Origin of the sequence: Parapedobacter koreensis, from assembly GCF_900109365.1 — a bacterium.
In the GTDB taxonomy this organism is placed as follows: domain Bacteria; phylum Bacteroidota; class Bacteroidia; order Sphingobacteriales; family Sphingobacteriaceae; genus Parapedobacter; species Parapedobacter koreensis.
Window position 1 is genome coordinate 209,992 of the sequence record NZ_FNZR01000003.1, and the last position, 26,308, is coordinate 236,299.

The 26,308-nt window shown below is 47.9% G+C and carries 20 protein-coding genes, 1 tRNA gene and 1 pseudogene; 11 read left to right on the plus strand and 11 right to left on the minus strand.

Annotated features, from left to right (window positions below):
• Window positions 1-59: 59 nt before the first annotated feature.
• The 3 genes from BMW65_RS08560 to BMW65_RS08570 all read right to left on the minus strand — a co-directional run bounded on the left by BMW65_RS08560 (window position 60) and on the right by BMW65_RS08570 (window position 5,400).
• Window positions 60-1,031 carry a FecR family protein gene (locus BMW65_RS08560; protein WP_090604598.1) on the minus strand — a complete coding sequence of 324 codons (972 nt, stop codon included), beginning with the start codon at window positions 1,029-1,031 and terminating at the stop codon, window positions 60-62.
• Window positions 1,032-1,551: 520 nt separating this feature from the next.
• Window positions 1,552-2,943 carry a hypothetical protein gene (locus tag BMW65_RS08565; protein WP_090604600.1) on the minus strand — a complete coding sequence of 464 codons (1,392 nt, stop codon included), beginning with the start codon at window positions 2,941-2,943 and terminating at the stop codon, window positions 1,552-1,554.
• A 12-nt stretch (window positions 2,944-2,955) separates the two neighbouring features.
• Entirely contained in the window at window positions 2,956-5,400 is a 2,445-nt protein-coding gene (locus tag BMW65_RS08570; protein WP_090604601.1) for a TonB-dependent receptor, read from the minus strand.
• Between the two features lie 277 nt (window positions 5,401-5,677).
• On the opposite strand from BMW65_RS08570, the gene BMW65_RS08575 reads away from it, so the two are divergent.
• Window positions 5,678-6,520, plus strand: coding sequence for a helix-turn-helix transcriptional regulator (locus BMW65_RS08575; RefSeq protein WP_177181060.1), 843 nt, complete (start codon window positions 5,678-5,680; stop codon window positions 6,518-6,520).
• A 61-nt stretch (window positions 6,521-6,581) separates the two neighbouring features.
• Entirely contained in the window at window positions 6,582-7,964 is a 1,383-nt protein-coding gene (locus BMW65_RS08580; protein WP_090604604.1) for an MATE family efflux transporter, read from the plus strand.
• Between the two features lie 29 nt (window positions 7,965-7,993).
• Here the strand turns inward: BMW65_RS08580 and BMW65_RS08585 are convergent, their stop codons facing one another.
• The 3 genes from BMW65_RS08585 to BMW65_RS08595 all read right to left on the minus strand — a co-directional run bounded on the left by BMW65_RS08585 (window position 7,994) and on the right by BMW65_RS08595 (window position 13,177).
• The gene (locus BMW65_RS08585) at window positions 7,994-9,307 is read right to left on the minus strand and encodes a dihydrolipoamide acetyltransferase family protein (RefSeq protein WP_090604606.1); all 1,314 of its coding nucleotides are present in this window, start codon (window positions 9,305-9,307) and stop codon (window positions 7,994-7,996) included.
• 143 nt (window positions 9,308-9,450) lie between these two features.
• Window positions 9,451-10,716, minus strand: a complete 1,266-nt coding sequence (locus BMW65_RS08590) for a competence/damage-inducible protein A (RefSeq protein ID WP_090604608.1) — start codon at window positions 10,714-10,716, stop codon at window positions 9,451-9,453.
• 4 nt (window positions 10,717-10,720) lie between these two features.
• Window positions 10,721-13,177 carry a putative LPS assembly protein LptD gene (locus BMW65_RS08595; RefSeq protein WP_245747564.1) on the minus strand — a complete coding sequence of 819 codons (2,457 nt, stop codon included), beginning with the start codon at window positions 13,175-13,177 and terminating at the stop codon, window positions 10,721-10,723.
• Window positions 13,178-13,467: 290 nt separating this feature from the next.
• Here BMW65_RS08595 and BMW65_RS08600 point away from each other — a divergent pair, with 290 nt between their 5' ends.
• The 4 genes from BMW65_RS08600 to tig all read left to right on the plus strand — a co-directional run bounded on the left by BMW65_RS08600 (window position 13,468) and on the right by tig (window position 17,151).
• Complete coding sequence (locus BMW65_RS08600) at window positions 13,468-14,313, plus strand: N-acetylmuramoyl-L-alanine amidase family protein (protein ID WP_090605386.1); 846 nt, start codon at window positions 13,468-13,470, stop codon at window positions 14,311-14,313.
• A gap of 311 nt (window positions 14,314-14,624) precedes the next feature.
• Window positions 14,625-15,569, plus strand: coding sequence for an MlaD family protein (locus BMW65_RS08605; RefSeq protein WP_090604609.1), 945 nt, complete (start codon window positions 14,625-14,627; stop codon window positions 15,567-15,569).
• Window positions 15,570-15,655: 86 nt separating this feature from the next.
• A tRNA-Leu gene (locus BMW65_RS08610) sits at window positions 15,656-15,737 on the plus strand.
• Window positions 15,738-15,801: 64 nt separating this feature from the next.
• Window positions 15,802-17,151 (plus strand): trigger factor, encoded by a 1,350-nt coding sequence (tig, locus tag BMW65_RS08615; protein WP_090604611.1) that lies wholly within the window; start codon window positions 15,802-15,804, stop codon window positions 17,149-17,151.
• A 56-nt stretch (window positions 17,152-17,207) separates the two neighbouring features.
• Here the strand turns inward: tig and BMW65_RS08620 are convergent, their stop codons facing one another.
• Together BMW65_RS08620 and BMW65_RS08625 are read right to left on the minus strand one after the other, a co-directional pair.
• Window positions 17,208-17,978 (minus strand): copper resistance protein NlpE N-terminal domain-containing protein, encoded by a 771-nt coding sequence (locus BMW65_RS08620; protein ID WP_090604613.1) that lies wholly within the window; start codon window positions 17,976-17,978, stop codon window positions 17,208-17,210.
• A gap of 73 nt (window positions 17,979-18,051) precedes the next feature.
• Window positions 18,052-20,616, minus strand: coding sequence for a cation-translocating P-type ATPase (locus tag BMW65_RS08625; protein ID WP_090604614.1), 2,565 nt, complete (start codon window positions 20,614-20,616; stop codon window positions 18,052-18,054).
• A 112-nt stretch (window positions 20,617-20,728) separates the two neighbouring features.
• Between BMW65_RS08625 and nfi the strand changes: the two genes are divergently transcribed.
• On the plus strand, window positions 20,729-21,409 hold the full coding sequence (gene nfi, locus BMW65_RS08630; protein WP_090605387.1) for a deoxyribonuclease V: 681 nt from the start codon (window positions 20,729-20,731) through the stop codon (window positions 21,407-21,409).
• A gap of 11 nt (window positions 21,410-21,420) precedes the next feature.
• Here nfi and BMW65_RS08635 read toward each other — a convergent pair whose 3' ends face one another.
• Window positions 21,421-22,413, minus strand: coding sequence for a glycosyltransferase family 2 protein (locus BMW65_RS08635; protein WP_090604616.1), 993 nt, complete (start codon window positions 22,411-22,413; stop codon window positions 21,421-21,423).
• Window positions 22,414-22,424: 11 nt separating this feature from the next.
• Window positions 22,425-22,610 carry a hypothetical protein gene (locus tag BMW65_RS24130; RefSeq protein ID WP_090604618.1) on the minus strand — a complete coding sequence of 62 codons (186 nt, stop codon included), beginning with the start codon at window positions 22,608-22,610 and terminating at the stop codon, window positions 22,425-22,427.
• A 111-nt stretch (window positions 22,611-22,721) separates the two neighbouring features.
• On the opposite strand from BMW65_RS24130, the gene BMW65_RS08645 reads away from it, so the two are divergent.
• The 4 genes and pseudogenes from BMW65_RS08645 to BMW65_RS24840 all read left to right on the plus strand — a co-directional run.
• A complete protein-coding gene (locus tag BMW65_RS08645) occupies window positions 22,722-23,342 on the plus strand; it encodes an RNA polymerase sigma factor (RefSeq protein WP_218145372.1) in 621 nt (206 codons plus the stop codon).
• On the plus strand, window positions 23,332-24,540 hold the full coding sequence (locus BMW65_RS08650; RefSeq protein WP_143053845.1) for a hypothetical protein: 1,209 nt from the start codon (window positions 23,332-23,334) through the stop codon (window positions 24,538-24,540). The genes BMW65_RS08645 and BMW65_RS08650 overlap by 11 nt, the downstream gene beginning before the upstream one ends.
• A gap of 93 nt (window positions 24,541-24,633) precedes the next feature.
• Window positions 24,634-24,981 carry a hypothetical protein gene (locus BMW65_RS08655; protein WP_090604621.1) on the plus strand — a complete coding sequence of 116 codons (348 nt, stop codon included), beginning with the start codon at window positions 24,634-24,636 and terminating at the stop codon, window positions 24,979-24,981.
• 1 nt (window position 24,982) lies between these two features.
• Window positions 24,983-25,117: pseudogene (locus tag BMW65_RS24840) on the plus strand (type II toxin-antitoxin system RelE family toxin); the annotation flags it as partial.
• A 52-nt stretch (window positions 25,118-25,169) separates the two neighbouring features.
• Here BMW65_RS24840 and BMW65_RS08665 read toward each other — a convergent pair.
• On the minus strand, window positions 25,170-26,303 hold the full coding sequence (locus tag BMW65_RS08665) for an L-dopachrome tautomerase-related protein (RefSeq protein ID WP_245747566.1): 1,134 nt from the start codon (window positions 26,301-26,303) through the stop codon (window positions 25,170-25,172).
• Window positions 26,304-26,308: the final 5 nt, after the last annotated feature.

The following is a 26,308-nucleotide window of genomic DNA, read 5'->3' on the forward strand; positions in this document are numbered from 1 at the left end:
TCATCCGTGAGTTAATTTTAGTTTGTTTATGAATGAATAACCCGGTCGTGCCGTATGCGTTACTGGGTTGTAAGAACGTATTGCTTTTCTTCGTTGGTATCTGTAATAACCAATCCGTATAGTGTAATTATGTGATTCAAAAGCTGTTGCCGATCGTTGACGACCGGTATTGAACCTGAGGCCTTTCGCGTCAATGCGCTATCCTGCAAAACCACCGTCTGTATATCATACGTTTCAGCAAGCAATGCCTGGATTTCCGCAAACGACGTCTGGTCCAATAGGATTTTATGGTCTTGCCAAGCGAAATGTTCAATGGCCTTCTGGTTGATTTTTTTGGTTATTCCATGGGGTATCTGTTGGCCAAGGTAAACCACGTCATTGGGTTCCATTGCTATGATTTCCTCTGATTTCCCTTTGCGTGTATGATGCAACCTTATTTTGCCGCTTTTCAGTGCGATTTGGGTTCCCGATGTGCGCTTTTGAACATTGAACTCCGTACCGACCACCTCGATGGATAGCGTGTCTGCGAGATGAACGACAAACCGTTGCCGGTCTTTTTTCTTGGTTACCTTAAATGAAGCCTCGCCATCAAGCCATATTTCCCGGTTTTCATCCGTGGTATAGGCGATGGTGGAGTTGCCGTTGAGCACGACTTCGGAATCATCAGGAAGAACTATAGCCTTGATTTCGCCATAGGCTGTTTGGAAGGTTGCATGCCGTTGGTGCCAAGTATTAAAGAAGGGAAACGCAATGGCCAATAGTACAACTGCTGCAGCTGCGTATAACCAACTCGATTTCTTGGCAAGTCGCCTTACTATCGTCGGTTTTGAGTTTGCTGTTGCTATCCGACGTTTTATTTGCTGAAACATGCTTTTTTCAAGCGCGAGCCGCCTTTCAGCATCCAGATCCGTTGTATACGGTCTCGATCCTTCGTGCATATTGTACCAATCCATCAATTGTTGTTCTTCCGATGGAGTACATGTTCCGATAAGGTACTTGTCGATTAATATTTCGAGTGTTTTATTGTCCATTCTTGACGTTATTCAGTTATATGTGTCTGATGGGGATAAAAACCTCCATATAAATTTTTAATTTTTTTAATAAAATTAGCTATTTGTTGAGATTTTGCTTGGATTATCGGATGTTAGTTACTATTTCTTTACACATTCCTTACCTTTTCCAGACCCATTGTTTGCCCCCAGGGTAACGAAACGGTATGAAAATAGTGAGTAAAGTGTAGGCAAAGAATGGCTGAGGGATATGGCAGCTGTACCTGCTCTCAGACTGCTCCCAGACTGCTGTGCATGACAGGGCTGTCTGCCTGCGGTGAGCGAGGTGTCTGCCGGGTGTTTGGCGCACCCTTACAGCAAGCTGACCGCAGCTTGACCGCCTGTTGATCCGACCATGATGCGGCACGTTCCTTCCGCGGGTAGCTGAAGGAGGAATTGGGTATAAGACAGTTTGGTGAGACCGCGTACAAAACCAAAAAGACTGCCTCTTGAGACAGCCTTTTTGGTTGTTTGCCGTTTTTTGAGTGGCAACAATTAGGTATTAATAAGCTCCCAAGAAATGACTTCCAGTGCCATTGACCAATTGAGCACCTTTGGTGATTTCCTTGGTTTTCCAGTTGATGACGTAGAGGTTACCGTCTTTGCCAGTGGGCGTCAGCGGAACATAGACATAGTCGCCATGTGCGCCAATATTCTGGTATTGAGGGAATGTAAATTGCGAACCTGAAAATCCTTCGTCTGTCTCTTGCTCTGTGGTCAGCTTAGTGGCTGTTTTGGCATTCAAGTCGACCAGCGCAACGTATCCACCGGCAACCGTACTTCTGGTGTACAATACCACACCGATACCATCCTGGATATAACGGAATGCCCGGATACCTGCATCTTGAATACCCAAAGCGGCATTTAAATCAAAGTCGTACGTATCATCGTAATCGTCTGTTGAACTGCTGATACGCAAGATTTGATGACCGGATCCCATGCTAGTCGCAGCTTGGTAAATATGCCCGTCGGTACCCACGTACTGCGTCATGGTGCGGTACGAAAGATTGTCCGTGTTTGCAACCGTAGACGTAATCAATTTGGGATTCCGCAGCGTAGGGTAATCCACAACCAATGTTGTCGTTCCCAAGTCCCGCTCGTTGGTCATTTGCCAACCATTAACTAAGCCATTGTTATTATAGGTCACTGTGCCATTGACATCATGCCTGCGGATACCCAATCCGATGAATATTTTATCCTGGGCTTCATTCAATACCGGAACATCCGCACGCCATACATGATAGCCTTGTGCTTCCAGTTCTTCACCTAACTCGATGTCGGCACTCCCCGTATTGGTGATGCCGGTAGTATTGAGGTTTATGATGGCCATACGTACTGATCCCTTTGGATTTCGATAGACAAAATTAGGTGCTTCTCCAGTGTAAGGGTCGTCAGCTTCACCAAAAGAAACGCCTACACCAATCCCTTCTGCAGCCTTCGTCCAGCGGGGCGATGTACCTAAGATAACAGCGGTATTCAACTCGTCACCCACTTCTTCAAACTCGCCTCCGCCGTGTACGCTGTATTTGTTGAACACACCGCCATCAGCGCCCGTATATTGGATATTATACAAAAAATTTCCATCTGCAGATCCTTGTACACGTGCTGTGCGTTGGGATTTTAACGAAAATCCTTGGCCTGAATCAAATATGCGAACCACGTGATTCGGATCGATGGCTTGTTCATGCGATAAGGCATAAGCAAGCGTACCGCCATTGCCAGGTGTACCAGCCACATCGGGGAATGCTGCCGTCAGTGTAATCCAACGGGTGCCTTCTTCAACCGGAGGTTCGGGGTTGGGATCATCCGGCCCGTCATTATTTTTGCTACAACTGCTTAGCGTCACAGCCACTATGGCTGCAGCATACATCGCTTTGGTTAAGTGATTTCTCATAACTATTTGTTTTTATAAAAATTTACTAATCGTATAATTCAGTTTGATGTAAACGCCTCTTCCCGGCTTTTGTACCATGAAATTGTCATATACTTCTGCATTGAATAGGTTTTTTACATCAAGGCTGGCCACCAATTTGCCCGACGGGAAACGATAGCTCGCACCGATATCATGGGTGAATTGGGTAGGGGTCTCAGACCATTCCGGGGCTCCCCATACGATATAATACTGCCCTACATAGCCGGTGTTGTAGTACAAGTTCAAAATTGATTGCTTCTGAAAAATGTTGTTCAGCCGATACTGGACGTTCGCATTGATGGTAAAAAAGGGTTCATTGGGCACCTGTTCATTGTATAAATCATGGGCTTCCCCGCTTCCATCAACTCCCCCTTTAAACAGGTTGTTGAACTTTGAAAAATTCAGCATCGCATTGAGTCGGTTGTCGTAGATGTATACGACTTCACCTTCAACGCCCCGCGCCTGTGTCTTGCCCAGATTGATATATCGGGTGGTTTGGATATCGGCGTCTTCTTCATTTTCGATTTCATCGGCATCCACCACCTGCTGGGTGATTTTATCAAAACCGTTGCGCCAGAATGCACTACCGTAAATCGAAAGCTTGTGTTTGCCGAAGTCAAATGCTCCCCAACGGAAACCAAGGTTATAATTCACGTTTTTCTCCGGTTTTAAATTCAGGTTGGGCAAGATGTTGATTTCCGGATCGCCGTATAGATGCGTTTCGTTTGGCATGATGTAGGCGTTTTCCCCCGAGGCGATGATAAATAGCTTGGGAAGGATGTTGTAGGATACCGTCGCCCCATACCCGAAGTTGTCGGCAAATGTCGTCGTATCCCGCCTTATGATGGTATTTTGGCCATTTTGTGTGACAATCTCAGGCCGACTCCGATTCGTCCGGTTAGCGGTATATTTAACGAGTAGGTTGGTTATTAGCTTGTCGTTAAGGGTTTGTGCCTCGTAATTGAACGACAAGATATTTTTAGTTACGTCACTTACCGTGACCAAATCCCTGTTGATCGGATTCAGCAGGTCACTGTCGTTCCTGTCCGTCATTTCAAATTTATGGTTTAGCGAGACGCGGTGCCCGGGCGCGACGGTATACCCCAGGTTCGAACGTGCATTGGTGATTTTCCGATCGACTTGCGTGATGGTTTTTTCTCCTTGTTGCCCGCCTCCGGTTGTTCGCAGTGGCACCCTTTCTCCGAATTCAATGACCTCCCTGACCGTGCCGTCCCAATTGTAGGCCAAGCCGACCGTATCTTGCAGGTAGGTGCTGCGGTTGCTGTGCACGGCATTGACACTCAATGCCAGTCCGTCAATCAGGAAATCCCTTTTGTTGTAGTTTAAGCTCAATACATGGGCCTGGTATTCGGTGAAACGACCGACATAAGGTACAGCCATGGTTGTGCCGTGGGGAATCTCGTTGTAGGTGTCCGAGACGTTGTAGCCCAAAAAGAATTGGTCGGCCCAGTTGACATCCGTAAAGCCAGCTTCAAAACGCCCACCGATGGATTTGTAGGTATTATTGAATCGTTTTGCCCGATAGGGTCTTGTGATTTGCTGCAAATGGTTGACATAAGTGGTTGACCTGCCCCATGTCGTAAAGCTGTTGTCCGTGTAAATGTGAAATCCGGACGCCCGTGCCGAAAAACCGCTTTTTTTGTCGCGGAACGTCGCTCCGATGTCCGATTGAAAGGTGTTGAACGATCCGTAAGACGTGGCCAGCGTAATGTTGTTTTGTGAGGCATCTTTTTTCAATACCACGTTGATTGCTCCGCCTACGTAATCACCAGTCAGGTGTGAAGGCAATACCCCTTTGTATATTTCAATGCGCTCAATCATTGCAGGGGGGATATTGTTTAAGTTGAATGAAGAGCCATACGTCGAGATTTCAATACCATCCAAAAACAAGCCTACCGCACTGCCAGACAAGCCATTTAAATTATATTCAATCTGGGATCCGATGCCACCATTTTGGCGGACACGGACGCCCACTGTCCGATCCAAGAGCTCATTGGTGGTCAAATTTCTTAATGAGGCTTCTTTCGTCTCGACGACCGCGACCGCAAATCCACTGACTTCCATCTGTCTTTTTTCGGTAGCCCGTACCACCGAAACCTCTTCCAATTGGCTGGCGGCATTGGGTTCGGCGAGGATATTTTTACGTTGCCTGGTCTGATTTATCGATATGCTGATCTTTTGGGCAACTAACTCTACGGAAGTGATGACCAATGTATAGTCACCATAGGGAATATTTTTGAGGGAGTACCGGCCCGCTTCGTCGGTCATTGTGGCGCTGTTTCCCGGTTGTAGCGTGACGGAAGCACCTACGGCAGGCTCTCCCGAGGGAACGGTTATTGTGCCGTGTAGCTCGCCGGTTTGCCCGAAAGCGGCTAAGGTTGTCAGAAGTAGAAATGCAGTGGATAAAAATTGATTCATATATTTTTCTGATTCATTATTTATATATAGTCTAAATAATGTAAATTTGGCTGCAAATATAGGGTTACATGCTACCCGTAAATTATAATTAACGGAATACAAATTATAAATGACGGAATTTTCATTGCAGTGTGATGAGGTCACGCACGGGCAATTGACTGATGGGGCTGTCCGTACAATAGCCATACGAAAAGGTAAAGTTGCGATAGGCAGATTGGGTATATTTAGCTATTATCATTTTAGTCTGGATGGGTCATGCGGTTGCCATTTCCGTGTTTTGGCACAATCACGAACCGAGGTCCGGTTGGTCGGCTTGTTACAGGGACAAAACGTCAGGGTTGGGTGCGAAGGAGGGAGCAAGGATTTTTCGGCTGGCGAATGCAATTGCGTTTTTGTCTCGGAAGGCTGCGTACAGGAGATTACGACGGATCATGAGGGCCAAATTGAGCTATTCATGGTTGCGATAGGGCTTTCGGATATTTTCCTGTTATTATCCGGGAATCAATCTTTTTTCCATACGTTTCTGAAAAGCAGGAAATGCAATTGGTTACTTGAAAAGTACAACCTGCCTTTAACTATTGAGCAACTGACCGTGATCCAACAGGTGCTTTATAGGAAGCAGCCTGTATACCTACAACCTGTTTATATGCAGCTAAAGCTTGTTGAATGGTATGTGCTGTTTTTGGAGCGTGCTAACTCCCGTGTTGGCAAACCAGCATTGGGTGCATTACGTCCTGACGAAATGGAGCGCGTCCGGCAAGTGCGAAACCTGTTACATAACCACCCGGAAAAGTCCTATTCGTTGGTCGGATTAGCACACGCTGTGGGCACGAATGAGGCAACCTTGAAAAAGCACTTCAAGATTATTTATGGCACTACGGTTTTTGGGTACCTAACCGCTTGCCGCATGGAACGCGCAAAGGCATTATTGACGGATGAAAACCTAAAAGTGGCCTTGGTGGCACAGGAAGTAGGCTACAAATACGCGTCGCATTTTTCGGCAGCTTTCCGTAAATATTTCGGCTATCTCCCTACAAAAATACTTCGGAAAATTATATCTATCCCCTCGATTATCCTAATTGAAGAATTGGAATCGGTTTACTTATTGTTGGCAGTTTGATGGGCGGGGGCACGCAAAATTCACTTATCTTTGCCGCTCCTATAGTAAACAGCTGGATAACGTGCGACAAGGATTCCATACATACAAGCCCTATTACTTAAGTACGCTGGCACTGGCTGGCCCCGTAGTCATTTCCCAATTGGGGCATATGCTGGTGCAAACCGCGGATAGTATCGTCGTTGGGCATTTTGCGGGTACTATACCGCTTGCTGCGGTATCATTGGTGCATAGCGTGTTTATGATAGTCTTGGTCATCGGCCTGGGTATCGCCTATGGCCTAACACCGTTGATTGCGCAGGAAAACGGCCGGAAAAACCATGCCGAATGCGGGACTTTGCTCTCCAACAGTTTGTGGATTAATACGTTGTCGGGTATATTGTTGTTCTGTTTGGTGTACTTCGGTTCCATGGCGGTCATCGATCACCTCGATCAAGATCCGGCAGTGGTGCGCGAGGCCAAGCCTTACTTGTTTATCCTGGGTTTGTCCATTGTGCCGATGATGGTATTTAATGCATTCAAGCAATTCGCGGAAGGGCTGGGGTTTACCAGGCAAGCCATGAACATTACCATATGGGGGAATGTATTGAACATACTGCTGGCCATTATCCTCGTAAGGGGAATGTTCGGCGTGGCTCCCATGGGTGTAAGGGGCGTGGGCTACGCAACGTTGACCGACCGGTGCTTGATGGCGCTTGTAATGGGGTTTTATGTGTTCCGATCGGTTAATTTTAAACAATACTTGCAACGGTTTGGCATTTGGCGAGCTGATGTCAAACGATGCTTAGCTATCCTTCGCATAGGAGCGCCAGTAGCGATGCAATATGTGTTTGAGGTGGGGGCTTTTGCGGCAGCTGCTGTGGTCGCTGGGACAATTGGGGCCAATGAGCAGGCGGCGCATCAGGTGGCCATCACGTTGGCGGCTACCACTTACATGATGGCCAGTGGCATTGCCGCAGCGGCGACCATCAAAACAGGCAATAGCTACGGTAAACGCAACATGATGCGATTACGGAGATTTGCGGCTTCGAGCTATCTCATCGTATTGGCATTCATGGGATTTACCGCCTTGGTGTTCATGATATTCAATCGGTATCTCCCCTGGATTTTTACCGGGGATATCGCGGTCATTGGAGTCGCAGCCCAATTGCTGGTCATTGCCGGGTTGTTCCAACTGTTTGATGGCACACAGGTGGTCGGGTTGGGCATTCTCCGCGGTATGGGTGATGTCAATATGCCTACACTGATTACCTTTGTCGCTTACTGGGTAGTGGGATTGCCTTGTGCTTATTTACTGGGTATCACATTTAATTACGGCGTGCAGGGGATATGGTACGGGCTTACGCTCGGATTGTTCACCTCTTCATTGCTGCTGTATATGCGGTACCGGAGGGTAGTGCTCGGATTGAGCAAGGATGGAAGGAATAAAGAGCAAGGACACCCTTAATCCTTGTTCTTTATTCCTTGTTCAATCACTTAAATTTCCCTATTCACGTCCCAATTTTCCAAATAGTCTGCTACACGTTTGACAAACCGTCCACCAAGCGCTCCATCTACCACACGGTGGTCGTAAGACAGCGAAAGGTACATCATGTGCCGTATACCAATCATATCGCCATATTCCGTTTCGATGACAGCTGGCTTTTTTGTAATGGTGCCTACGGCTAATATGGCCACTTGCGGTTGGTTGATGATGGGCGTACCCATGATGTTGCCGAACGCACCGATGTTAGTGAGCGTGAAGGTGCCGTCTTGGGTATCGTCGGGCCGCAGTTTGTTGGCGCGTGCGCGACCTGCCAGATCGTTTACCGCCTTACTCAGCCCGACAAGGCTCAGTTGGTCGGCATTTTTGATCACCGGTACAATCAGATTCCCTGAAGGCAATGCAGCAGCCATCCCGATGTTGATGTTGCGCTTTTTGATGATCTGTGTCCCATTCACCGACACATTGACCATCGGAAAGTCTTTCAACGCCTTACTTACTGCTTCGATAAAAATGGGCGTGAAAGTGATTTTTTCCCGTTCCCTTTTTTCATAAGCATCTTTTACCTTATTCCGCCAGTTGACCAGGTTGGTCACGTCGGCTTCTACAAATGAACATACGTGTGGGGAGGTCTGTACGCTTCTCACCATGTGGTCAGCTATCAGCCTGCGCATGCGATCCATCTCAATGATTTCATCGGAAGCCGATATGGTGATAGGTGTGGGTGTAGGCACGCTTTCTGTTAGTTGGACGTCTTCTGTCTGCTGATCGCTGCGCTTCCGCATGGCTACATAATCCAGGATGTCCTGTTTGGTCACCCTGCCCTCGTTGCCAGTGCCCTTGATGGTATCCAGCTCGTCGGCAGAAATGCCTTCTTCGGCAGCGATATTTTTGACCAATGGCGAATAAAAGCGGGAATCCGCGGCTTTATTCGTATGTGGCTGGGACTTGGTTTCGGTCAGTTGGTCGATACCGGGAATATCATCATTGATGATGTTTTCCTCGGCAGGTGTTTCAATAGGTTGTTCGGCAGGTTCGTCAACAACGTCATTACCGTCGTCATCGCCCGCTACTTCGATTAGCGCGATGATGTCGCCCACTTGGGCTACTGCATTTTCAGCAAAAAGCTGCTCCTTAAGTATCCCCGATACCGGAGATGGTACATCGGAATCCACTTTGTCCGTGGCAATTTCCAAGACCGGCTCATCCTCTTCGATGCGATCGCCAGGATATTTCAGCCATTTTATTACGGTTGCTTCCGATACGCTTTCACCCATACGGGGGAGTTGCAAGTTGAATGTTGCCATAATCAATTTTATCTGTTTCAGCTTCCCACCAAATCGGCCTAAGTTACATAAATAATTGATTAAAAATAAAAGAGCGGAATTTAATTTTGTTAAATTGTGTTTTTCCGCAATTTAAAAGCTTAAAACAGGCTATTTATCTGTTTTTAAATGGAGCGGTGATGCTTGCCCTGCTCGGCATTCAATAATTGCCAAAGCATAAACAGGGCTGCCGCCGATGATCGTTCGATGTTGATAGCGCGGTCATGACCGAAGAGGTAATCACGTGTGACCACCCCATTTTTTCCGGCTACAGCAATCCACACCAAGCCTACCGGTTTTTCCGGTGTGCCGCCATCCGGCCCGGCTATGCCGCTGACGGCGATGGCATAGTCGACCTGAAAATTTCGCTGAGCACCCAAAGCCATCTCGCGTACCGTTTCTTCACTTACAGCACCATGGCTATCGAGTGTTTCTTGCTTAACATCCAATAGCTTCATTTTCATGTTGTTTGAATAGGTCACAGCACTTCCTTCAAACATGGAACTGCTTCCCGGAAGGGCGGTAATAAGCTTTGCGATGTTGCCTCCGGTACAGCTTTCCGCCGTGGCGAGGAGCAATCCACGCTGCTGCATAAAATCGCGGATTACGATCTCAAGCGAGGTGTCCTCATCGGCGAGGAAATGCTCGCCGATCCGGTTTTTCAATTGGTTGGCTATCGTTTGAGTTTCTGTTTTCAGCGTTTCCAGATCGTCCCCAGTTGCGGTCAGCCTGAGCCGGACTATGCCCGGCTTGGGTAGGTAGGCGAGGTGGATGTGATGGGGCAGGGCGGCCTCGATATCAGCAATTTTCTCGGCAAGGAAAGATTCGCCAATACCGCCAGTCAGCATCGTGTGGTGCCATAGTGGCATTCTGCCTTCAAGCTGCCGGAGGCGGGGGATCACCCGCTCGGTCATGATGTGTTTCATTTCGAAGGGCACACCGGGCATCACGATGTACGGTTTTTCTTTGTGCATCACCCACATGCCTGGTGCGGTGCCCACTTCGTTAAACAGTACCTCACTTTTATCCAATACATCAGCTTGCCTGCGGTTTATTTCAAGCATCGGCCGCTGGCTCCGCTGGAAAATGGACTCAACATGGGCAAGTACCTTGGAATCACGACGTAAGTCGCAGTCAAAATATACCGCAAGCGTTTGCTTCGTCACGTCGTCTTTTGTGGGGCCTAGCCCGCCGGTGATTAATAGGATATCCGCCCGGCCCGATGCCAGCGTAAGGGCGACGATAATGTCCGCGGGATGATCAGCCACGGAAGTGACCTGCTTGATCTGGATGCCTATCGCATTCAATTGCTGGGCTATCCAGGCCGAATTGGTATCGATGATTTGCCCGATAAGGATCTCGTCGCCTATGGTAATGATTTCTGCTTGCATACGATTAAAAACCTCCAAAGTTATCGTTTCGCTTGGTCAATTTTAGGTCTTGTAAAATGGATGCTTTAGCCCTGATGGTGACATTGTAGCTTTGGAACCGCCCGAAAGGTACCCAGCCGAATGACATATCCCAGCAATGCAGATCGCGGTAGATACTGAATCGGGTGAGCGAAATTTCCTTTTGCCTGAAGTCATATCCCGAATTGAACTGGACTTTCCATTTCGGGGTAAGGCTGAAATCACCGTGTAAATTCAATGTAGCCGTGACGTTACTTCGCGTGCCCGGATTTGAATATTGAAAACTGAACGATCCGGCTAGGTTCCAGGGAATGTTGAAATCCACAAAAGCATTGGGATCCGAACTAATCCGTGCCAGTGCCTGCTGCTGTTCGGGTGTCATGTTGACTTTTTGGTTATCCAATGAATCGAGCCCCCGCTGTCGGCTTTCGTTGGCCTTGGGGTTAAAACTATAGTCAAAGGATAGCCCAAAGTTGGTCAGTCGGGCCAGCTGGCCTTCTTTAATGGCAAAGCGGTTTACGCGTCTGCCGGCGGCTTGGTCAAACTGGTAGGGATCGAACGTGCCATTAAAATTAAGGTTGATCTTTTGATTGAAAATCGCGGTACGTCCCGAAAAATTGATATTGGATAGCTTGAAAGAATCCGCTACAAAATTGTAATTGCCACTGAATGTAAGTCCTTGCAGGATGGGGATCTTTTTGACACCGCCATTGGTCGTGTCCTTGCTGCTCAAGATTTTTGCTTCGATATTGTTGTCGATAGAAAACCCGATGCCCATCGAACGCCCGCTACCGGGAGAGCCGTATCGACTACCCTGAAAAATAGAATAAGGGGTTTCCCTGCCCTGGGCATCCGTAAACTGACGATAAAATCCATACATCGGATTAGAAAAGTCGGGCCGATAGTTCAGGTTGACCGATGGAGTAATGACATGCCGCATTGCCTGTATCTTGCCAATCTTGGGGTACATGCCATAAATCTTGGTGGATAGGCCCGAAGACATTGAATAATCATAAGACCGCCGGAATCCATTGACCGTATCGCGCAATTCGACGTATCCGCTGGGCGTATTCTCCAATCGTCTCCGGTAGGTCTGCATATGCCAACTTTCGTTGTAATTCACACTGGTATTGAATTGGAAAAATTTCAGTACATTCAATGACAGGCTTACGGGGATGCTATGTTGGAAGCCGCTTTGAAATTGGCTCAATGTTTCTTTGCTGAATAAGCCCGATTCCTGCGCATTGAGTACATTGTCGCCCCGCAAGGAATAGCTGACATTGATTCGCTGGTACCATTTCTGTTCGCCTACCCGGTCTTTTGAGTCAAAGGGGTTGAATGAGCTCACACTCAGTGAAAAGGTGGGTAGATCCAATGAAACGGTTTGGGCCGTCATGTCCTGCGAGTGCCGCATGCTAGCCGTGAAATTCACTTTGCCATCAGCAAACGTTTTACCGTAACTAATGCTGGAGTTCATGGAATTTCGCGTGAGTTCATCATAATTGTATGATGCGTTGGCTGCGGTATTGTGTGCATAAGAACTCGTACCAAACATCACATTGGCGCTGAAGGTCGTTCCGGGATTAGCCTCTTGCAGTTGGGTGTGGTTCCAGGTCACCCTGAAGTCATTCCTTGTCTGGTATTGGGGCGTGCCTACCACGCCGTTTCTGGTATTGGCATAGTTGATGTTGAAGCCACCGTTATATTTGTAATTGACCCGATACCGCGTAAGTACCGCGGCTTCATAGGAACCTTTGGAATATAATGTTCCACGGATTTCACTGTCCCAATAATCATTGAGCGCTAAGTACCAGCCGATGTCACGCATAAAGAAGCCCCGGTTCAGCTCCTCGCCGAACGTGGGAAAGAGGAAGCCGGAAGATCGTTTATTCGGCTTGGGAAAGAAACCAAACGGAATGGTGATGAAGCGCAACGGTATTCCTTCCATGACCAAGTAGGCCGGCCCTGAGATAATCTGGTTTTCCGTGACGACACCCTTGCTGATTTGAATCCCGAAATGGGTATGCGGCTCCGGCAGGTTACACGTACTGTACATGCCGTGAAAGAGAGACATCTCGTTGTATTGGTTTTTACGAACTTTGCTGGCTTGGATGAATCCACCTTCCACTTCAGTGAAAATACCGAAGGTAATACCGTTCGCCGTTTCAAAATTATACCGCAGGGAATCTACTGCCTTAGGGGTTTCGTTGGGAAAAATGACAATCGGCCTACCCGTATATTTGTTATTATGGTCATACCGTCCGCTTGCGAATACTTCGTTTTTAGCTTGGTCTACGCGGATATAATCTGCGGCAAGCTCAAAGCCTTCGTACTTGACTTTAGCCTCGCCGTATAGATAGATGATGTTCGTTTTTAGGTCAGTCACCTGCGAATCGGCTGCCACAATGCTTACAACAGCTTTCAGCCCATCGGATGAATCCATTTGGACGGAGTCTTGTGCTTGGAGAGTGTCAGTGGCTAGGCTATCGGCCAGCGTGATCGTATCGAGCTGCAAAGGAGCCCGGGATAATGAATCAAGTCTGGTGCTATCTTGTTTGGAACGTTCTTGACCACGCACTGATACGGTCGGAAATACCGTCAAGAACAATAAAAAAGACGAAAAAAAAACAGCAACAGCCTTCAAATTTGATAACGAATAGTATTTTTGCAATAAATCGGAATTGCGCACAAAATTAATTAAAAATAGTTAGGATTCTGATGTATTGCATCGATATGATAAAACATCCCACAAAACGTATACTTTATTTTCTTTCCCTGTTTCTATATATTCCAACGATAGCTTTAGCAAATAAGTATCAGGACACCGTTTATACGGTCAAGACCATTGTGCTTGACGCAGGCCATGGTGGAGAAATTCCCGGCGCCAGGGGCGCGACTTCCATCGAAAAAAACATCGCCCTGCAGGTGGCCTTGAAATTAGGTAAAGCTATTGAGGCTGAAATACCGGGCACAAAGGTCTATTATACACGCACCACCGATGTCAATGTGGAATTGTATAAGCGGATTGAACTGGCCAACGAAAAGAAGGCCGACCTCTTTATTTCCATTCATTGCAATGCGGCGCCTGCAAGGCGGGTGCGGAGACGGAATAGTAAGGGAAAATATTATTACACGACCATTCAGGATAAGCAAATCAGGGGCACTGAAACGTTTGTGTCCGGTTTTCACCGGCTGGGAGAGCAGGATGCGGCCATACGCGAGAATGCGGATATCCTGCTGGAAGAAAATTATGAAGAAAATTACCAAGGTTTCGATCCCAACGACCCAGCAAGCTATATTGTTTTGTCATTAATGCAGAATCAATTCCGTGAACAAAGTATCCGGTTGGCTTCATTTATGCAAGAACAGTACATCAAATCGGGACGGGCCGATAGGGGGGTGCAGGAATTAGGCCTAGCGGTATTGGCTGCGGCGGGCATGCCTGCCGTATTGACCGAGATAGGCTTCATTAGTAATCCAGACGAAGAAACGTACATGAAATCGGAAAATGGACAAGCCGAGATCGTAAAGAATCTATTGGATGCTATCAAAGCTTATAAGCGACAGGTCGAACACTGAACATGTGGTGGATAAACAATATCGGCTTTTGAATTGTTTAGTAGTAGGTGATTCAAGCGGTTGCTCCTCAGCTGGATCCGGTGCGCTTCGCTGCCGTTTCCTAGGCTTCGTCCGCAGCGGCTTGAATTAGTGCGGTTGTAGAGGGGATAGGGATGGTGATTCAAGCGGTTGCTCCTTAGCTGGATCCGGTGCGCTTCGCTGCCGTTTCCTAGGCTTCGTCCGCAGCGGCTTGAATCGGTGGGAGTGTGGGCGAATAGAGGCGAGTTGTTGAGTGATCCATGAACTGTATTTAAGAACTAAATTGAAAAACCTTGAAGATAGCAAACGAAACTAAAGTAGGTATACTGGCCGTGGTGGCCATAGCCATATTGATACTGGGCTACAGTTTCTTGAGGGGAAACGATGTCTTCAGTCGTGAAAACACCTTTTACGCTACATACGAGCGGGTAGATGGGTTGACATCGTCCAAACCTATCCTTGTCAACGGGTACCAGATTGGGCGGGTCTCGGAGATGCAATTACAGGCTGACGGCCGGATTCGGACTGAATTTAAAGTCAGGCGTGATTATGCCATTCCCGTGAATACGGTTGCACGCCTCGCAAGCACGGACTTGTTGGGTAGCAAAGCTATCGTCTTTGAGTTGGGTGATAGCCCGGAATATGCGAAGGATGGTGACGAACTGGGGGCAGGCTTGCAGAAAAATATCATGGAACAGGTTGAACCCATCCAAAAGAAAGCTGAAGACATTGTCGCCGTACTGGATTCGGTATTGAGTTCCATCAACAATACCATCAACAAAGATTTCCAGCGTGACTTTAACCGGAGCATCAACAGCATCGCCAACTCGCTGCAAAACCTTGAGGGTATTACACGGCAGTTGGATGGCTTGGTGGTTTCCGAGCGGAATCGCATCAGCCAAATTGTAGGTAATGTGGAGTCCATCACCCATAACTTGAAGAGCAACAACGAGCGCATCGGCCACGTATTGGCCAACTTGGACAGCATCACCGACCAAGTCGCTAAAGCGAACTTTGCGCAGACCATTACCAGCGCCAACAAGGCGATGGCCGACTTCCAATCGATAACCAACCGGATAAACCAGGGCGAAGGCTCAATTGGTATGCTGCTGAATGATGAACAGCTGTATAATAACCTTAACCAGGCATCGAAAAACTTGGAAGAGCTGATAGCCGACATGAAGGCGCATCCAGGTAGGTACGTCCATTTTTCGATATTCGGTCGTAGGAATGATTAACGGGCAGGCTGGGTATGTTTAAAATCAAAAAAGTTTGTCATTTTAAAGAATAAGCTTTACCTTTGCAGTCCAAATAAAAATCCTATGCGGAAGTGGCGTAATTGGTAGCCGCACCAGACTTAGGATCTGGCGCCGCAAGGCGTGGGGGTTCGAGTCCCTTCTTCCGCACTTGAATCCTCCCGAAAACATCGGGGGGATTTTTTATATATGCGATAAACGCTTAAAATTGAGTATGAACATTTCACACGAAAACATCGACGAAATCAATGCTGTCATCACCGTGGACCTCGCTCCCGAGGACTACAACCCGCAAGTAGACAAGGCCATCAAGGAACAGGCAAAAAAAGCCAAACTGCCGGGATTCCGGCCGGGAATGGTGCCCACTTCCCATATTCGGCGCACCTATGGCAAGGCCATCTTATTTGATGAGGTGAATCGATTGGTCAGCGACAAAATTAATCAGTACATCAGCGACAACACGTTGGAAATCTTGGGCCAGCCATTGCCCAAGGAGGACGATAAAAGTGATTATAACTGGGATTTCGAGGATACTTTTTCATTCAATTACGAGATTGGTTTGGCCCCGCAATTTGAGGTTCCTTTCAATGAAAAAACGAAATTTACTGAATATGTGGTGAAGGCTGATGAAGAGACGCTGGAATCGCGCATGAAAAACTTGCGCCGCAGCTATGGTAAGATGACCAATCCGGAAGTGTCCGAAGACGGAGATGTCCTGTATGGTGAGTTGAAACAAGTAGATACGGAAGGCAAGGATGTCGAGGGCGGCATCGTTAATACGGCTTCTGTACGCACCGACTTGGTAGACGACAAGAAAATCAAGAAATCCCTTGTGGGGCTGAAAAAAGATGATGAGGTGACCATCGATGTGAAGAAAGCCTTTAAAGCAGCCGCTGATATCGCCCGCATTCTTGGCATCCAGGAAGAAGAGGTCGAAGCATTGGATACCACGACTTTCAAGCTAACAGTCAAAAATGTCAATCGGCTTGAAGAAGCGGAATTGACGGAAGAGTTCTACGATAAATTATTTGGTGAGGGCGTAGTTAAATCTGAAGCGGAATTTAAGGAGAAAGTCCGGGAAGAAGTAGAGAGCATGCTGGTACAGAACGCCACGCAAAAATTGCAAAACGATTTGTACCTGGGTGGTTTAGAAGCTGTAAAGGTCGATTTTCCGGAGGTATTTCTGAAAAGGTGGCTGAAAGCGACCAATCCGGAGCTCAAGGAAGATGAATTGGAGGAAGGATTTGCCGATTTTCTGAAAAACCTGAAATGGACCCTGATTGAAAACCGCATCATTACGCAAAACGGACTGGAAGTGAAGTACGAAGAGGTGCTGGCTTTGGCCAAGGAGCGTATAGCCGCTCAGGTCAAAATGTATAGCCCCGGGCAAGAAGCTACCGACCAGCAATTAGCGCAGTACGCCGTACAATTGCTTGGCGATAAAGAACAAGCCAACCGGTTGTTTGACGAAGTAAAAGCGCTTAAAGTATTTGATTACCTTAAGGGATTGGTCAAATTGGAGCAAAAAGAGATCGAATACAATAAGTTTTTGGAACTGAAGTAGCCGAGCTATTGCATTGCAAAAAAAGAGGCCATAAAAGGCCTTTTTTTTGTGCGTTATTATTTTTCCACGGCAACAAACTTGGCCAACGGGGCCATTCTTGCGCGGAATAGCTGGAGCGTATCGTTTTGTACGTGATAACTATCGGTAGTTTCCAGGGCACGTTTCAGGTTGTTTTCTACATCCATATTTGCACAGGCCATCATGGTGCCAATAAGCTGGGAAAATTTAATACGGTTGGGTTCCGCAAGTTCATAGCTGCCCCCGATACCGTTGCAGCCACCATTGGCCTCCAGCCTGCCGTTCTCGTCGTTTAATAGGATGTAGGCTTCTTTTTGTGTGGCTCCGGACGCTACGGCTGTACCATTTACCTCAATCAGTTTCCAGTATTTTCCAATGATGGTGTTTGTTGCTTTAGCCAGTATGTAATGTTCCGCTAAATTACCCGTAATGCGATTGCCTTCCATGTCCAAGTGGAACAGTTGGTTTTCACCTACTTGGAATTTTTCGTCCCGTTCGTCCAAGGTAATCTGACTTCCCGTTTCATCCCAACTGAAAGAACCTGATTCCGTAAATACGGAATCCCCTTTTTCAAGGTATTGTGTTTTCAATAGGTAGGAATTGTCTGCATTCAACGTTATCGTATACCGGATACCGGGGCAATCCGCGCAGGGCAACGTACCCTGGTAGGTGCCGCTCCAGTCCAGTGCATTTCGGCTATTGTGTGTGGAATCCGCGGCTTGGTTTGAGGTTGTCCGCTTTGTTTGGCATGATCCAGCGGCGACTGTCACAGCTACCATGCAGTAAATCGTCCATTTTGGATGTTTCATCGGTCTAAAAATTAATTCATTGGTCTGTTTTTTTCTTAAAATTAACAAAAAAGATACCATGTATACAAGTTAATCAACTGTTTGATAGTTTTTTCATCAGCAATTTTACGGATTCAATGGACACAATACAGCCGATAGACACGATGGTGGTTAGCCAAAGAGCTTCGGTGGACAGGGCTGCGGTTTTAAAAACAGGTTGCAAAAACGGTGTATATATCAACAACAATTGCAAGCCTATCGAAAAGATAAGGGTATAAACCAGGAACGGATTCCTGAAAAGCGGGAGTTTAAACAAGGAGGTATGAAGGCTTCTTACAACCAGTGCATTTCCCAATTGTACGAAACTCAGCATCGAAAAGACCATCGTCTGCTGAAGCGTGGCATCATAGTCTCTCTTCATCGCAATGAATTGCAATATAAATGCGCCGATAGCCATCAATACCCCAGTAAGCACGATACGCGGGACAAGCCCGCCTGCGAAGAGGTTTTCGTCCGGTCGGCGCGGTGGCCGCTGCATGGTGTTTTTCTCCGCAGGCTCGGATGCCAGCGCCAGGCCCGGCAGGCCGTCCGTCACGAGGTTTATCCAAAGAATATGAATCGGAAGCAGTGGAATGGCCAGTCCCAAAATCGGTGCAAAAAAGATAACGAGGATTTCGCCGAGGTTGCAAGACAGCACGTAAAGGATGAATTTCCGGATATTGTCGTAGATACGGCGGCCTTCCTTAATGGCTTTTACGATGGTGGCGAAATTATCATCCAGTAAAATCATGTGGGCGGTTTCTTTGGCAACGTCCGTTCCGGTAATGCCCATCGCTACGCCAATATCGGCCTGCTTCAACGAAGGAGCATCATTGACTCCGTCCCCGGTCATGGCCACAAATTCGCCGTTCTGCTGGAGGGCTTTTACGATTTTTAGTTTCTGTTCGGGCGAAACACGCGCATAGACAGCGGTATGTTTTACCTTGGCTTTCAGTTCGTCGTCTGTAAGTTTATTGAGGTCTGCCCCGGTCAGGGCTTTTTCTTCGTTGTTGGTGATGAGTTTCAGCCGTTCGGCGATGGCTACCGCCGTAAGCGGCTGATCGCCGGTGATCATCACGGGTTTGATCCCCGCTGTTTTACAAAGATCAATGGCTTCTATGACTTCTTCACGTGGTGGGTCTATCATGCCTGCCATACCCAGAAACTCCAATTCCGCTTCCAGTGACGCGTCCAGCTCTTCCGGTTGCTTATCCAGCCATTTATAGCCAAAAAAGAGTACCCGTAAACCTTCGCGGGCCCACTCGCGATTGGTATCCAGCCATTTTTCTTTCTCGTCGGTGTAATCGGCCGACAGGGCTTCGGCAATTTTTCCCGGTGCACCTTTTACCAGCAGCAGGAATTTGCCGTCCCGTTGATGTAAGGAGCTCATACGCATGCGTTCGGAATCAAAAGGTAATTTGTCTACGACCGGATATTCTTTTTCAGCTTGTTGCTTATCAACCCTTTTTTCAAATGCGTAGGCGACCAGGGCGATTTCCGTGGAATCGCCCATCGGTTTTTTGTTTTCATCAAACCGGATCTCGTTGTTCAGCAAGAACGCATGTAACAGGAGTGCCTCCTGTCCTTCGGGATGCCAGACCTTCTCCACCGTCATTTTATTCTTGGTGAGTGTACCGGTCTTGTCGCTACAGATATAGGTGACTGATCCGAGTGTTTCGACGGCGGGCAATCTTCTGATGAGCGCCTGTTGCTTGACCATCCGGGCAGCACCATTGGCCAGGGCGATGGTAATGACCGCGGGAAGGGCCTCCGGCAGTGCCGCTACGGCCAGCGATAGTGCGGTAAGAAAGATAGTCAGCACCTGTTCGCCACGATATAGGCCGTAAGCAAATATTACCACACAGATAGCCAGCACGATGATGACCAGTTGTTTGCTGAATTTTTGAAGCCTTCGCTGCAACGGCGTTTGCTGGGATTCCCCTTCGAGCAGGGAGGCAATTTTTCCCATCTCGGTATTCATTCCTGTTTCGGTGACCACCATCTTGGCTGATCCATTGCTTACCACCGTTCCTTTGAAGGCCCTATTGAGCTGGTCACCGGGCAGTAATTCTTCCCCTTCGATGGGGTCGGTATGTTTTTCCATGGAATGGCTTTCTCCCGTAAGCATGGCTTCTTCCATCTTGAGGGCGCTGATTTCCAGCAGCCGTCCATCTGCCGGAACGATGTCCCCGGCATCGAGCAATACCACATCCCCTGGAACCAATTGGCTGGCCTCGATTTCTGTAGGGGTCCCGTTACGTACGGCCATGGTGTGCTGGGCGGCCATCTGTTGGAGTTTCTGGATGGATGCTTCTGCGCGGCTTTCCTGGATGTAGCCGATGATTGCATTGCCTAAAATGATACCAATGATAACATAGGCATCGGTATGTTCGCCGACAAAAAAAGAGATGGCTGCTGCTATGGCAAGGATGGCAATCATCACATCCTTGAATTGGGCAACGAAAATGGCAAGTTTGGACTTTTGCTTGCCGCCTTCGATCTTGTTCGGGCCATAGCGTTCCTGCCGGGCGGTGATGTCTGCTTTGTTTAATCCGTCTGGTGAAGAATCCAGGTGTTCCAATACCTGTTCAGTAGTTTGCTGGTACCAAGGTGAGGCCATACATCGAGCGAGCTATGTGTTTCAAAGATAATCATTATTACATCGTAACGGTATCCAGCCGATTATGTTTGTTCGCGGGATAATTGGTATCTTGTTTGCCGAGATTGATGTTATGGAGAATTACGATACACTAAGCATTCCGGAAGCAACCATTTTGCAGAATGAGCTACGGAAGCGGGTAGATATTTCCGAACGGGAGCTATCCATTCGATGTATAGGGGGGGCAGATATTTCACTGAATTTATACAGCTCAACTATTTATGCAGGCATCATCCTGCTTTCGTTTCCCGCATTGCAACCCATGGGTTGGTCGTTGGTCAAGGCTGAAACACACTTTCCTTATGTGCCGGGATACCTGGCTTTTCGGGAAGTACCTGCGCTGACGGAGGCGTGGAAACGATTGGCAATAAAGCCGGATGTATTGATTGTGGATGGGCATGGCATAGCGCATCCCCGTCGGCTGGGCATTGCCGCGCATTTTGGTGTCGAGACCGGGCAACCGAGTATGGGCTGCGCCAAAAAGTTGCTGACCGGTAAATATAGCGAGCCGGGTCTTTTGGTGGGCGATCACAGTCCCATCATGGCCGGTACCGAGCAAATCGGCTACGCGTTTCGCAGCAAAAGTAAAACCGCACCAGTATTTGTCTCGCCGGGGCATTTGTTGGGCATGGAAAACAGCCTGCAAATCATCCGGCAATGTGTAGGGAAATACCGGATTCCTGAACCTACCCGACTGGCGCATGAGCTGGTAAACCGCTTTCGGCGCGGTGAGTTGCCGGAGGGTGCGGGGTAGTCCTACGGGCCTTATTTGTAAAAAGATCGTTGGAACGCCGAAAATTCGCCTTTACCTAATAGCATCCGCAGTATAAAAGCATGCAGAAATCCGATGCCATATCCCAGCAATTGAACGTAGCTTGCGCCGACCGACAATAAACCAATGGTGGGGTGTTTATTACGATAAGTGGCATCGGCGAAAATGATCAGGGCATGAAGGAACAGCAGGATAAGGAAGTAAGGCGACACGAGCAGGGATAGCATGGACAAGATAAGTACGCCTGACGTGAATACAGCGGGAGCAAAATGCACTGCCTTCAATGAATGAGGATGCTTTTTGAAAAGATGTATCCTGGCGATGCCCGAATTGTAAACTTGTTTGAAGAACCCCCAGAGCGTGGTACGCCTCCTGTGGTATACATAAGCCTCCCTCACCAAGCGGGTTGTAAATCCAGCTTGGATAATCCGGATGCTCATATCGATATCTTCTCCAAAACGCATGCTGGAAAAACCTTCCGTATGGTTGAATACTTCCCTTGAATACCCCATGTTGAAACTCCTTGGATGGAATTTGTCCAGCTTTTCGCTGCTTCCCCGGATGCCGCCCGTGGTAAAAAATGAGGTCATGGAATAATTAATCGCCCGTTGTAGCCGAGTAAAATCCTTCATCGCCTCGTCTGGTCCCCCAAACGCATCTGTGTAGTGTTTCGATAGCCTATCCTTAACGATTGACATATAGTGAGGCGGCAATACGCAATCCGAATCCAAAAAGATAAAGTAATCCCCAAGCGCGATCCGGCAACCCGCATTCCGTGTGTTTCCGGGGCCTGAATTTTCTTGGTATATATAGTTGATGTCCAGCTTACTGCGGTAGGCTTTCACCTCGTTCTCGCAAGTATCCCAAGAGCCATCTTCCACGATGATTACTTCAAATTTCCGGTCGGTTTGAAGGTAGAGGCTTTCCAGAAGGGATCGGACTTCCAGGGGCCTGTTGAATACGGGGATAATAACGGAAAAAGTCATTTTAATACATGCTAACCAATTTTTCTAAACAGGTAGTTCGGCCCGCAGAAACTACCTATTTCAACAATTAGGTGGTCCGAAGGCTCATTGAGCATCCCTGCATTGGCAAATCGCAGCCAATTGATAAAAGAGTCGGGTTTGGCTTTCTTTCGAGTGGATAAATACCATAAATAACGTAATCCATTGATGATCTTCATTGCTTTTCAAATCCCGTCCGTTAATAAAGACGGCGGTATCGGATGGAATGCTAAGGATTTAGAAAAAGAATATTTTTATTAGCGTTTTGGAAGCGCTGCTCGTCTATACCAATGGATACACAGCATTTTGGATTTAAACGAATAGGACAGCTACTTTACGTGGACGGCAAGGAAGATGAGCATTTAACTGATATTTTTAACGGTGGGTTCGACCTTACTGCCCAAATGGAAGAAAGGCTTTACCGTCAGTACTGGGGCAAATTGATGGGGGTGGCGAGAAGGTATGTGCTGGATAAGGAAACAGCGAGGGAAATCGTAAATGATAGTTTTGTCAAAGCCTTCCGTAAGTTGTCGACCTTCAAGGGCGAAGGGCCGGATAAATCCATCATACTCAACGCCTGGCTGGTCCGTATCACCGTCAACACCGCCATAGATCGTTTACGGACACAGCGTACATCGCCGGAACTGTTATCCTTGGATGAAATGGAACGTGCCCCTCTGGTAGAGATAGATGATAGTTTGGAAGTGGACGATATCTTGCAATTGCTGCAACGGCTTCCGGCCTTACACCGGATCGTATTTAACCTATACGAACTGGAGGGGTATTCGCACGAGGAAATCGGGAAGCTGATGGAAATACCCACCAGTTCGAGCCGCGTGTATTTGGCGAAGGCAAAACAGGGATTGCGCGTGTTGTACAGTAAATATTATGGGGGGCGGCATGATGGATAGGAAGCCAAAGCGGGAACTGATAAGGGGCATCAAGGATTTCTTGAAGGATTTCGAGGAACCGTATGACCATAGGGAGTGGAAAAACTTCCAACGGCACCGGCGGCGTAAACAGCGGAAGCCTATCCCACTCGTTGTCAAACTGACCGGAATTGCCGCCTCACTGTTTCTCATGGTCTATGCATCGGTTCGGTTTCTGCCGTTTTTTGATGAGCCAGCGGTTGAAACGGTGAAGCAAGTGCCCGGCCCTAATCCAATCCCAAACAGGCCAGTTCCTTTACGCGAAACGGAACCGTGGGAGGAAGGGATACCCACCAGCCCCTCCAAAAATGAGGCGTTTGACCGCGTTACTCAAGGGTATACCAAAACGGATTCAATAATGGAAGTAATCACTCCGGATTCCGTGAGTGTTTTCCGCGCAAACTATGCCGCATTGGGATTCGATTCGGTGCGCATTGAACGGTCAATCAATAAAATCGAACTTCAAAATATACCATTTGCAGGGGCGTTGGATGGACATAGCAGGCCACTGCATTCAAATCCAAACAAACCATTGGTCGATAGTCTTCCTAATTTACGACCATGGGTCGGAAACCGGCTGAATTTAGGAGACGTAAGGATTGGCGTCAACATCAACCCTGTCTTTGCCGCTAAGGGGTTTTCTGTCGGGGGAGGTTTGTCTGCCCAGATCCCGCTATCCAGCCGCTTATCGGCAGAAATCGGTGCGAGCTATTCCAATATGACCGTAGGAACCGATCTGGACATTGAGGTGCCGAGCATGGAGGGCGATTATATGGTGGGAACAAGGAATGCAGTCGGGATGGTGGCCATCCCAGTAGCGTTGAACTATTCAGTTACCGAACATTTTTCCGCTTCGTTGGGTCTCGTTCCATTTCGCGTAGTCCGGGATTACCGTACCGACATCCTCCAGTCTTATCGATGGGTGAGGGGAGATCTGTCATCGGGCGACACGACGCGGCGGTTGATAAGTGAAAGGAACGAGATGAAACGACCGGATTCATTGTACAAAAACAATAGCTATCTGGGCTTTATTCAGCTATCCGGTCATATTAGTCCACCCTTCCTGAGCAGGTACAACACGGTCATTGCACCCTATATAGGAATCCCGGTAGGCGGGTTGCGCGATGATCGGTATCGCTGGTTGCATGGCGGTGTATCACTTCGGGTCTACCTGAGATAGTCAGTCGGGTGACACGCGTAAACTCCTGAATTTGTAAATTTTGGTAAATATCACTGCATTTGTGTACACAAATAGGTATTAACCACATAGGATATGAAAGTAATTACGACAAGGGAAATTCGGAGTGAAACTAAATTATATTTCGAGTTGGCCGAAAAGGAGCGTGTAGTGGTGAAGCGTGGAAAGAAATTTGTCAATCTGATTGTAAGTGATGAACCGGACCGGATTTTCCTCGATGAAAACTGGGTCAAGGGATTTATGGAAATACCAGCGGAGTATCGTATTAATCCTTTTGAAATCAGCCCGTCAGGGGATCTGTATTATGCAGATAGACGAAATGTGGAACGCTTGAAAGAGGCTATCAGTGATCCCGAACAAAGAAAGGTGGTCAAAACTGTCAAAAACAAAGCTGAACTCCAGACCTTCTTGGAGTCTTTATGACATGCCGTATCAACTAACCTTTTCAACAAAGGCAGAAAAAGATATAGCCAAGCTAAAAAAAACCGATCAACCCGCCTTCAAGAAGCTCACACAGCTTTTGGTAGAAATCATAGAACATCCATATAGCGGAAGCGGTAAGCCCGAACAGTTGAAATATAGCATGAGAGGCCACTGGTCGAGGCGTAAGTCTAAGGCAACTTCACTTTATAAATCTGATACGGATATTCCACCTTATCTACGCCATCGTTCCATTGCGGGTCGCGCTGCAGCTGGGCACAGGAAAAATACAGGTAGCCATCCGAGCCAATGCCAAATGAATCCGGCCAAAGCAGGCGTGAATCCTGCACGAGGGTATGCAGCGTGCCATCGGGCGAAAGATACTTGATGCTGTAGTCCATGGATGAGGTCAAATAGATGTTGCCCTTATCATCGGCAATGAGGCCGTGGGTCACGGTAGTCTCGCCCATATCTTCCACATGCGATGCCAGCTCGGTGTCCGTTAGTGATGCATTAGCCAGGTACTGGGTTTCGATACGGTAGAGATTCAGCTTATTAATGGGCTTGAAATAGAAGTACCGATTGTCTCGGGTCAGTGCGATGCCGTTTACATTCGAGCGGAAGGGGTTGCCGCTCCTGTCGCGCATTTCCTTGCCATCGTAGGTGAGGACAATATCGGGATCAGCCGTGGTATAGGCATGGCCTTGGAGTACCGTACGTGTGGTGCCGGACCTAAGATCCAGCACGACGATAGCTGCACGGCCGGGGTCTGAAAGATAAGCTAAGTCCTTATCCGTATCGATACGCATATCATTGAGTCCAGCAGTGCTTTTATCGAGGTCATCAAAGGTATATACCCGTTCCACGTGATTAGTGGCAAGGTTGATCTTCAATAGCTTGAACGCACCTTCGGCCGGCGTGGCGGTGCCATTCGGGCCACCGAATATCGAACCCTTCGGAGCAGGCTTCGAGTCCAGTACCCATAGGTTATCCTCGGCATCTACAGACAAGTCCTGCACGTTGACGAAACGGGTGGCGGAATCACCGGAATGGGCGTTCCACGCTTCATCCGGAAAGGGTAGGGGCTGGCCCTTCACGATTTCCGTGAGGCCATAAAGGTGATCCTTACCCTGATTGGGAAAGGACACGAATAGCCTGTTATCCGATGATACGCTGACACCGATGGCGCGGCGCTTGCCCAAGTCGGCAACGGGAATCAGCTTATCGCTATGGTAATGTTGCTGGCCATTGGTATTCAGACTGGTCATTGTACCTAAAAGGGTCAATAGGATGGCCGTCTTACGGCATTTCTTAAAAGTTGTCATCGCCT